Raw genomic sequence first — 9,750 nt, 5'->3', positions numbered from 1 at the left:
GTACGTGAAGCGTCTCATCTCCATGCTCAAGCAGGAGCACGTGCCGCTGTTCGACCTGATGAACAGCATCACGAAGGGCTTCAACGCCCTGTGGAACCACTCACCCCACGGGGCCGACTACTTCTACCAGATGGAGGTCCTCGACGAACGCGTCGCGCTCGGCCAGGCCCTCACGATGTTCCAGAAAGACCCCAACTTCAGCATCTCCAAGATGCACCGAGTCGCGAGCGCGTTCTACGAGCCCCAGGGAGACATGACCTGGTGGGAGAAGCTCGGGGCGCATGTGTCCGCGACCGTGCGATACAACTTCATCGACATGGCCTTCGCGGATCGCGTCTACGACCTCAAGGAGCTCGAGGACTTCCTCGCGGGCTGGTACTACTACGACACCGCGATCATCCTCATGGACCACGTGACGAGCATCCACCAGGACCTGCGGACCGGGATTGGAAACCTCTCCTTGATCGCGATGCGGACCAAGGAGTTGGAGAGCGTCTCCAGCCTCCGGACGTACAACCCGGCGCTGACCGTGGAGGACTACGACGGCCACCTCCGGCGGATCGCCACCCTCACCTCGAAGGCGCTCGAGCTCGTGGAGAAGGATTCCCACGACGAGAACCAGTTCTACCCCTTCCTGACGATCATGATGCCCGTGGTGATGATGGCGGACTGGATCGGGAAGCGGGACGACATGATCCACACGTTCCTCGACGCGATCGCGCCCGCGATCCGGCATGTCTCCGCCGTGAACGCCGAGGTTCCCGTGGTGGCCTCCGCGCGACAGCCCGCGTAGGTCCGCTTAGGTCCGAGTCTCGGAACCGTGTGTCCGTCTTGCGACTTCCGACCCAGCTTGCGGCACGAGGGCCACCGACCGGCACGGACACTACAATCGCAGGTAGGCGGTGTCACCGCACTCAAGGCCGCGACCCTGATGTCGCTGCGGAAGAACATGGGGGTAGCCAGCCCCAGATAGTGGAATGGTACGCAGAGCGCCCGACGTTTGCGAGCGGGGATCGGCAGGAAACGAACGCGAGCCTGACGTCTCCGTTCTGGGAGACGGCGGATGCTCTGCGATGTCCTTCCGAGGGAGCAACTCTCCGTCCCTCGGACATACCCAGGCGAGCGGCGAGCGGGAGAGGACGGAGTTCGGGCTACCTCAACCGGATTCCGTCTATGGCCCTCCGATGCAATAAACCGTTATATATGCCCCAATCCTAGGCGCATGTGCGCGCGTGCGGAGCGTGGGGCCGATGACGAATGCGTGGGATTTCGGCGTCCTCAAGGAACTGGCCTTGGTGGAACAGAAGATCCGCGAGAGCGTGGTCTCCGAGGAGCCGCTCCTCACGGACATCGCCACGTACGTGATCGCCGCGGGCGGCAAGCGCGTCCGGCCCACCGTGACCCTCCTCTCGTTCAAGTCTCTCGGCGGCCGAGACATCCGGCAGGCGGTCGACCTGGCCGCGGCCCTCGAGCTCATCCATTCGGCCACCCTCATCCATGACGACATCAACGACGGCGGCGAGATGCGCCGCGGCCGCCCCGCGGCCTACAAGAAGTACGGGCTGCAGAACGCCCTGGTCACGGGCGACTTCCTGTTCGTCAAAGCCTTCGGGATCGGAGGCAAGTTCGACCCGGACATCGTGGAACTCACCGCCAATGCGTGCGCGGCGCTCGCGGAAGGCGAGATTCGCCAGAAGCGCCATGCGTTCGACACAGCGGTCACAAAGGACGAGTACGTGGACATCATCCGCCGCAAGACCGCGTTGCCCATCATGGCCGGCGCGAAAATCGCCGGCCTCCTGGCGGGCGCGCGGCTCGAGGACGTCGAGGCCGTGGGCGACTACGGTCTGTACCTCGGGATCGCGTTCCAAATCGTGGACGACATCCTGGACATCATCGGAGACGGGGCGCGGCTCGGGAAGCCGGCGGGGACGGACATCAAGGAGGGCAACGTCACGCTCCCCGCGATTCACGCGCTGAACGACGGTCTCCAGGTGGACAAGGTCGAGCTGGCCCGCATCCTCCGGAAGACGCGGAAGGAGAACGGCGAGCTCGAGAGCGCGCTCGGGATGCTCCGGACCTCCGGGGCGGTCGAGCGGGCCTGGGCGGACGCGCGCCACTACGGCGAGCTGGCGAAGCAGGCGATCTCGGGCCTGCCGCCGAGCGAGGCGAAGGTGAACATGCTCCGCCTCGTGGACTTCGTCCTTACGCGGGACGCCTGAGGTGGCCCTCGTGGCCTACGACGCGATCGTGGTGGGCTCGGGCCCGGCCGGGGGGACGGCCGCGCGGTACGCAGCGCGGCGCGGTCTCAAGGTTCTTCTCTTGGACAAGCGCAAGGAGATCGGCGTCCCCGTCCAGTGTGGCGAATACGTGGCCTCGGACGAGGAGGTCCGCCGCATCTTCCCCCCGGTCTCGGGCCTGGAGGACCTCATGGAGGTTCCGCACCGCGTCAAGCAGGTCGACACCCCGGTCATCCGGATCTGGTCTCCCCGCGGGCGCGCCTACGACCTCCCGTTCCGGGGGTACACGGTCCGGCGCGACAAGATGGATCAGGGCATCGCCGACCAAGCGGTCGCCGAGGGTGCGGGGCTCCTCAAGGAGACCGTGGTCACCCGAGTCCAGGGAACCCAGGTGCACACGAATCGAGGTGTGTTCGAGGCCCAGGTGGTCATAGGGTGCGACGGCCCGCGGTCCGCGGTCGCGCAGAGTGCGGGTCTCCCGTGGCCCGTGTCCGCCCCCGCGATGAGCACGACCGCGGAGGGCGAGTTCAGCGACGCGACGGAGATGTTCTTCGGTAACCTGGCCCCGGGCGGGTACGCCTGGATCATCCCGAAGGCGCACTGCGCGAACGTGGGCCTGGGGACCTGGGAGCGCTTCCACGGGAACCTGCGCGCCCTGTACGACCGATTCCTTGCCGGGCGGGGAATCCGGGGAGGCAAGGCCACCGGAGGGTTCGTGCCCGTCCTGGGGCCGATCGACCGCACCGTCGCGGGCAACGTCCTCCTGGCGGGAGATTCCGCGGGGATGGTCATGGCGACGAACGGCGGCGGGATCAACGTGTCCATGATCGCTGGGCGGATTGCCGGCGAGACCGCCGCGGACCATGTCCTCGACGGCGTCCCCCTCGGGGCCTATGAGGGGCGATGGCGCGCGGTGCTCGAGGGACCCCTCCGCGAAGGCGTGCGGATCAAGCGTCTCGCGGACCGCTTCTTCGGGAGCGACGCCCTGCTGGAAGCCTCCATGATCCTCCTGGGCCGGAAGCGGATGGGACGGGCGATCCGGTGCCAGCGCCTCCTGCGCGGCGGCTTGGCTAAAGCCTTATAGGTTCCCCCGGGTACGGAGCCGAAGTCATGGAGTTTGAGTTCCTCGGCGGGGCCTCCGAGGTCGGCCGCCTGGGCATGGTCCTCCGGAGTGGCCCGACCTCCACCCTGTTCGACTACGGGCTGCTGCCCAGGGATCCTCCTCAGTATCCCATCCCCGCCCCGCCCGTGGACGGCATGTTCGTGAGCCACGCCCACCTGGACCACACGGGGATGATTCCGTGGATCACCCGCCGCCAGGATGTGGACGTCGTCCTGACGCCGCCGACCGCGGACGTGGCCGATCTGCTCCTCCAAGACAGCCTCAAGATCGCGGACGCGGAGGGCTTCGACGCGCCGTTCAACGACCACGACCTCCGCACGGCACGCCGGCGCTTCCGCACCGTGGACTTCGGCGACAATGTGGACATGGGGGACCTCGAGGTCACGGCGCATCCCGCGGGCCACATCCCCGGGGCGACCATGTACGAGGTGAACGGCAACCAGACCATGCTCTTCACGGGAGACCTGCACACCCTGTCCACGGACCTGGTGTGGGGCGCCCGGCCCGTGAAGTGCGACACGCTGTTCATCGAATCCACGTACGCGGGGCGGCAGCACCCGGAGCGGCTGAAGTCCGAATACGCGTTCCTGAAGAAGGTGGAACAGGTCGTGAACCGCGGCGGGATCGCCCTGGTCCCTTCTTTCGCGGTCGGCCGCACGCAGGACATCCTCCTGACCCTGGCCAAGGCACGTCACGAGGTCTGGTTGGACGGCATGGGGAAGAAGGTGAACTCGATCTACGTCGAGCATCCGGAGTACATCCGCTCCGCGAAGAGGCTCCGGCAGGCCATGCACCGCGTGAAGGTCGTCGACAGCCCGAGAGCCCGGGAGCTCGCACTGCGCGGCGAGGTGATCGTCTGCACGAGCGGGATGCTGGACGGCGGCCCCGTCCTGCACTACCTCGACGCGATCCGGGAGGACCCCAAGTGCGCGATCCTCCTCACGGGCTACCAGGTCGAGGGGACGAACGGCCGGAAGCTCGTCGACACGGGCACGATCGACCTCTACGGCGTGAGCGTCGACATCAAGATCGAGTGGCAGAAGTTCGACTTCTCCGCGCACGCGGGCCACGACGAGCTCCTCCGCTTCATCGAGTCCTGCGATCCGCGGCGCGTTGTCCTGATGCACGGCGAACAGCGGGAGCTCCTCGCGGAGGCGCTCGAAGGCCGCGAGGTCCTTCTGCCGAAGGAAGGCCACTGGTATCCCCTCTGAGCGCGTGTTCTCCGCCTAACCGGCCCGCCGAGGATGCATTCATCACCCCGGCCCTCTGCGGCGCCCAGTTCGGCGGACTGGCCGCTTGCGCCCCGCTCAACGAGGTCGGCCCGATTTCGGTTGACGCCCTACTAACCGAACTTCCTGCGCATACCGATGGATACGAACGATAGCCTTAAACCGGGGAAGCGGGCTCCGCGGCCCCTAGCAGAAGGGAGACGGCAGATGGCGGCCCTGGCCTGGTACGACGAGACCCCGAAGACGTCGCAGGTCGCGAGGGTATGAACGCCGGGGCCACGCTTCCCGTCTCGAGTCGGTTCTACTATCGGTACCGGCGCACACTCAAGATGCTCCGGATCTTCGGCGCGATCGTGGGGCCGGGGATCATCGTCATGGTCGCCGACAACGACGCCGGCGGCATCACAACGTACACCGTGACGGGCGCCAAGTTCCTGTACAGTTTCATCTGGGTCGAGATCCTCCTGGGTCCCGTCGCGTACGTCTGTCAGGAGATGACCGTCCGTCTCGGCGCGATCACGAAGCGAGGCCATGCCGAGGCCATCTTCGATGCGTTCGGACCGTTCTGGGGCTGGTTCTCCCTCCTCGACCTGACCCTGACCGACCTCCTGACGATCGTCACGGAGTTCATCGGGATGACGGCGGCCATGATGATCTTCGGCGTCCAACCCGAACTCACGGAGCTCGCGGTGATCCTCCTGATCATGGCCATGGTCATTCAGGGACGCTACTGGACGTGGGAGAAGATCGTCCTCGTGTTCTGCATCGTGAATCTCATCTACGTACCTGTCGCGTTCCTCGTGGGTCCCAACTGGTCGCGGGTCGCGACAGGAGTCATTCCGTCGTTCCCCTACGGAATCGGCAACATCGTACTCCTCTTTCTCATGGCGAACATTGGGACCACGATTGCACCATGGATGATCTTCTTCCAGCAGAGCGCGGTCGTGGACAAGGAGCTCAAGGAGAAGGACATCAAGTGGGCGCGGCTTGACACCGCGATCGGTTCAGCCTTCACAATCCTGTGCGCGGTCTTCATGATCATCATCGTGGCCACGGTAATTCCCGGTTCCCCCGTCCCGGACGCCGCCACCGCGGCGATCACAATCAAGGCCATCGATCCGTACGTCGGGACGATCATGGCGATTGGCCTGTTCGATGCCGGGCTGCTCGGAGCCATCTGCATCTCCTTGGCGAGCTCCTGGGCGTTCGGGGAGGTCTTTGGCTGGTCGCACTCCCTGAATAACAAGGTGACCCAGGCCCCGTGGTTCTTCCTCTTCCGTCTGGCCATCCTGGGTGTTGCCGCGGGCATCGTCCTCATCCCGGGAGCGCCCCTGATCACGATCACGCTCTTCGTGCAAGTCATTGCGGTGACCCTCTTGCCTGCGGCGCTCACCTTCCTCCTGCTCCTCCTGAACCAGGAGGATGTGGTCGGGAAATACAAGAATACCACGCTCCAGAACGTGATCGCGTCGGCGATCATCATCGCGATCATCATCCTGTCTACCCTGTACGCAGTCAGCTCGATCTTCCCGGAGTGGTTCGCATGACCGCAGCGGAATCGGAAGGCCAAGTCGGAAGGCGGGGTCTCCTAGGACGTGCCGTGGACAAGGTGCGCGAGATCAACCACAAGTACGCGAAACCCAGGATCAAGATGTCCCGTGGGGTCAAGTTCGCCTTGCTCATGCTGAGGCTCTACCTGATCTTCCTCGTAGGCCTCCTTCTCTTCCGCCTCATCACGGGGAGAGGGTGATCGGTTGGCCATCGCACCAGCAGAGCCCGAGGGCGTCACACGGTTCTTCTTCCTGAACGACATCGTGGGCACCAAGGTATACCTCCAGGACGCGAAGGTGGGGAAGCTCGCGGATCTCATCGCCACGCCCACCCCGGCCCTTCCCACGGTGACGCAGATCATGATCGGCCGGCCTTTCGGCAACCCCCCACTCTTCGTTCCCTGGGAAGACGTGTCTCTTTTTTCCGAGGGGCGGATCGTGGTCCGGGGTTCGGACCTTACGAAGTATCTCACGACGCCGCCGGAGTCCGCCATCTTCCTGAAGGACTACGTGAAGGACAAGAAGGTCCTAGACATCGCCAACCGCGAAGTGGAGATTGTGTACGACATCCGCTTCACGTCGAAGGGCGGCAAGCTCTACGTGAGCGACGTCGACCTGAACCGCCATCGGCTCGCGCGACGACTCGGACTCGATTTCCTGGCGCGGAACAAACCGGAGGACATCACGAACCCGAAGTTGGTGTCGTGGGCGTACGTGCAGCCCTTGGAAAACGTGAGCAGCTTCTCCGGGGACATCCACCTCCGGGTCCTGCGGGAGAAACTCGCGGACCTTCCCCCGACGGACCTCGCGGACGTGCTCGAGGTCATGGACCGCGAGGACCGGGTTCAGGTGTTCCACTCGCTGGACAACCAGACCGCCGCGCAGGTTCTCGGCGAGACGGAACCCCGGGTCCAGCGGGAGATCCTCGCGTCCACCAGCGCGGAGCGCGTCGAGCAGATCTTCACCCATCTCTCGCCGGCGGAAATCGCGGAGATCGTCTCCATCCTGCCTCGGGATGGGTCCCGAGAGATTCTGGCCGCGCTCAAGGGAGACATTGCCGCCAGGGTCCACCAGATCCTCTCCGAGTACGACGTGCCCGCGGCCGCGTTGGCCGTCCATCGTCTCCTCCTGCTTCCCGGGGACCTGACGGTCGACGAGGCCTTCAAGCGCTTCCGGCTCCAGGCGCCGTTTTGTGACGTGACCATGTACGTGTACGTGGTCGGGACGGAGCTCGACCTGCAAGGTGTCGTCGACATCAACGAGCTTCTGCAAGCGCACCCCGAAAGCCGACTCGATCAGATCATGACGAGGACGGTGGTCACCGTGTCGCCGTCCTCCATGCGCGACGAGGTGGAATCCCTGTTCCGCAAGTATCGCTTCCGCGCCATCCCCATCGTCGACAGCGCCCGCCACGTGGTGGGAGCTGTGCGGGAGCGGGACGCGTTCCTGAGGTACCTGCCGGCATGACGCGAACCGGGGGCGAGAGCTCTGCACCGCGCTCGGGCGTTCGCCGCCCGCGGGAGTTTGGTCTGTGGATTGGATTTCGGGAAGGCAGTCACCAACCTAAATCCCCGAATCGGATGCGGAGTGTTGGGTCGGTAATTACAGAATCCTGAAGGGGCCAGCTACCGTGCATGGGAACCCAGGAAGCGCGTTCGGCTGCGGCTCGATTCGTAGGTGAGACGGAGGACGACCGGAAACCCATGGCCAAGGAAATCGTCGAGCGGCTGCAATCCGACGAGCGCGAGGGGCTGACCGACCAAGAGGCGCGGGAGCGGCTCAAGAAGCACGGGAAGAACATCCTGGTTCCCAAGAAGAAGATCCGAATCTGGGGGTTCCTCGCATTCTTGAAGGAGCCCATGCTGTGGCTGCTGGTCATCGCCGGGGTGGTCTACTACCTCCTCGGTGACATCCCGGAATCGATCATCACGATCGTGGCCGTCGTCCCGATCGCCGTCGTGGACGTGGTCATCGAGTTGCAGACGGACAAGGCGCTGGAGAAACTCAAGATCCTCGGGGAGCCCGAGGTCAGTGTCGTCCGCGGTGGCGTCACGAAGCGCATCAAGTCGGAGGACCTCGTGCCCGGGGACATCCTGCTCGTCCAGGAGGGTGATGTCGTGATGGCGGACAGCGCCTTGCTCGCCGGTTCCGCCATCCAGACGGACGAGTCCTCCCTCACGGGCGAATCCCAGCCCGTGGACAAGAAGCCCGGCGATGGGTTCAACGAGGACCTCTTCGAGAACCCGGGAGCGCTCCTCGCCGGGACCACCGTGGTCTCGGGTCGCGGCCGTTGCATCGTCGCCCGCACAGGGTCCGCGACGCAGTACGGCAAGATTGGAAAGATGCTTTCCGGGACCTATGCGGGGAAGACGCCGCTCCAGACCGAGATCTGGGGAATCATCAGGATTTTCGCGATGGTGTCCGTAATCCTGTCCGTCCTGCTCGTGATCATCGGACTCTTCGCCTACGGCCCTATCACCGACGTGATCTGGAAGAGCGCGGTGATCAGCGGGGTCACGCTTGCGATCGCGGCGATCCCCGAGGAGTTCCCCGTCGTCTTCACCTTGTTCCTTTCCCTGGGCATGCTCCGCCTCGCGAACGCGAACGCCCTCGTGAAAAACCTGTCCGCCGTGGAGGCGCTGGGCAGTGTCGACGTGATCTGCACGGACAAAACGGGCACCATCACGACCGGCAAGATGAGCGTGTCGGAGGCCAAGCCCGCCCAGGGCGTCGCCGAGGAAGACCTCGAGCTGACCGCCCTCCTCGCCTGCCAGCGCGACCCGTTCGACCCCATGGAGAAGGCGATCTATGCCCACGCGAAGGATCGGCCCGCCTTGGCGAGGACCAAGGCAATGGAATTCGTCCACGCGTATCCGTTCGACGCGCGCGAGAAGTACGTCTCCCACGTGTGGCAAGGCAGCGGATTCTATCTGGCGGCCAAAGGCTCCGGCGAGGGCATCCTCGCGCGATGCCACCTGGACCCTCCCGAGCGGACGCGGGTCCTCAAGGAGAACGAGGCAATGGCGGCGGCGGGCACACGGGTGCTCGCCGTGGCGGGGAAGAAGCTGCCGCGGATGAAGGGACGCTCCGAGGACGAAGCGGACCTCGAGTACCTCGGCCTGCTCGGGTTCTCCGACCCGATCCGAGAAGGCGTGACGAAGGCGGTCACGGAGTGCCGCAAGGCAGGCATCCGGGTCGTCATGCTGACGGGCGACCATCGGGCTACGGCCGCCGCGATCGCCCACAAAGCGGGCATCTCCACAGATGGGATCGTGAGCGGCAAGGACCTCAACGTCCCCGAGGATGAGTTCCTCAAGCTGCTTGAGTCGGGCAACGTCTTCGCCCGTGTCTTGCCGGAGCAGAAGCTCAAAATCGTGGAAGGGTACCAGAAGCTCGGGTACCGGGTGGCGGTCACCGGTGACGGGATCAACGATGCCCCTGCCCTGAAGCGGGCCAACATCGGCGTCGCGATGGGCGAACGTGGAACGGAGGTGGCCAAGGAGACCGCCTCGCTCGTCCTCCTCGACGACAACTTCAAGACGATCGTGGGCGCCGTTCGAAATGGGCGGCGGATCTACGACAACCTGAAGAAGGCGTTCAGCTACCTG

The 9,750-nt window shown here is 64.9% G+C and carries 8 protein-coding genes; all 8 read left to right on the top strand.

Annotated features, from left to right (window positions below; genetic code table 11):
* Positions 1-793: hypothetical protein (locus VEY12_08175; GenBank protein ID HYM40102.1), on the top strand; the 793-nt coding region annotated here is incomplete at its 5' end.
* A gap of 439 nt (positions 794-1,232) precedes the next feature.
* A complete protein-coding gene (locus VEY12_08170) occupies positions 1,233-2,222 on the top strand; it encodes a polyprenyl synthetase family protein (protein HYM40101.1) in 990 nt (329 codons plus the stop codon).
* Between the two features lie 10 nt (positions 2,223-2,232).
* Positions 2,233-3,324 (top strand): NAD(P)/FAD-dependent oxidoreductase, encoded by a 1,092-nt coding sequence (locus VEY12_08165; GenBank protein HYM40100.1) that lies wholly within the window; start codon positions 2,233-2,235, stop codon positions 3,322-3,324.
* Between the two features lie 26 nt (positions 3,325-3,350).
* A complete protein-coding gene (locus VEY12_08160) occupies positions 3,351-4,574 on the top strand; it encodes an MBL fold metallo-hydrolase (protein ID HYM40099.1) in 1,224 nt (407 codons plus the stop codon).
* A gap of 281 nt (positions 4,575-4,855) precedes the next feature.
* On the top strand, positions 4,856-6,139 hold the full coding sequence (locus VEY12_08155; GenBank protein HYM40098.1) for a divalent metal cation transporter: 1,284 nt from the start codon (positions 4,856-4,858) through the stop codon (positions 6,137-6,139).
* Complete coding sequence (locus tag VEY12_08150) at positions 6,136-6,342, top strand: hypothetical protein (GenBank protein ID HYM40097.1); 207 nt, start codon at positions 6,136-6,138, stop codon at positions 6,340-6,342. Before VEY12_08155 ends, VEY12_08150 begins: the two co-directional genes overlap by 4 nt.
* Positions 6,343-6,346: 4 nt before the next feature.
* Complete coding sequence (locus VEY12_08145; GenBank protein HYM40096.1) at positions 6,347-7,609, top strand: CBS domain-containing protein; 1,263 nt, start codon at positions 6,347-6,349, stop codon at positions 7,607-7,609.
* A gap of 236 nt (positions 7,610-7,845) precedes the next feature.
* On the top strand, positions 7,846-9,750 hold a 1,905-nt coding region (locus VEY12_08140), incomplete at its 3' end, for a cation-transporting P-type ATPase (GenBank protein ID HYM40095.1).

The sequence above is a fragment of the Thermoplasmata archaeon genome (assembly GCA_035632695.1).
In the GTDB taxonomy this organism is placed as follows: Archaea; Thermoplasmatota; Thermoplasmata; order RBG-16-68-12; family RBG-16-68-12; genus RBG-16-68-12.
This window is presented reverse-complemented; position numbering and strand designations above follow the sequence as displayed.

Excerpts from the sequence above, each read along its gene's own strand:
- VEY12_08160 (HYM40099.1), top strand. The coding sequence starts at position 3,351 with ATGGAGTTTGAGTTCCTCGGCGGGGCCTCCGAGGTCGGCCGCCTGGGC.
- VEY12_08155 (HYM40098.1), top strand. The coding sequence starts at position 4,856 with ATGAACGCCGGGGCCACGCTTCCCGTCTCGAGTCGGTTCTACTATCGG.
- VEY12_08150 (HYM40097.1), top strand. The coding sequence starts at position 6,136 with ATGACCGCAGCGGAATCGGAAGGCCAAGTCGGAAGGCGGGGTCTCCTA.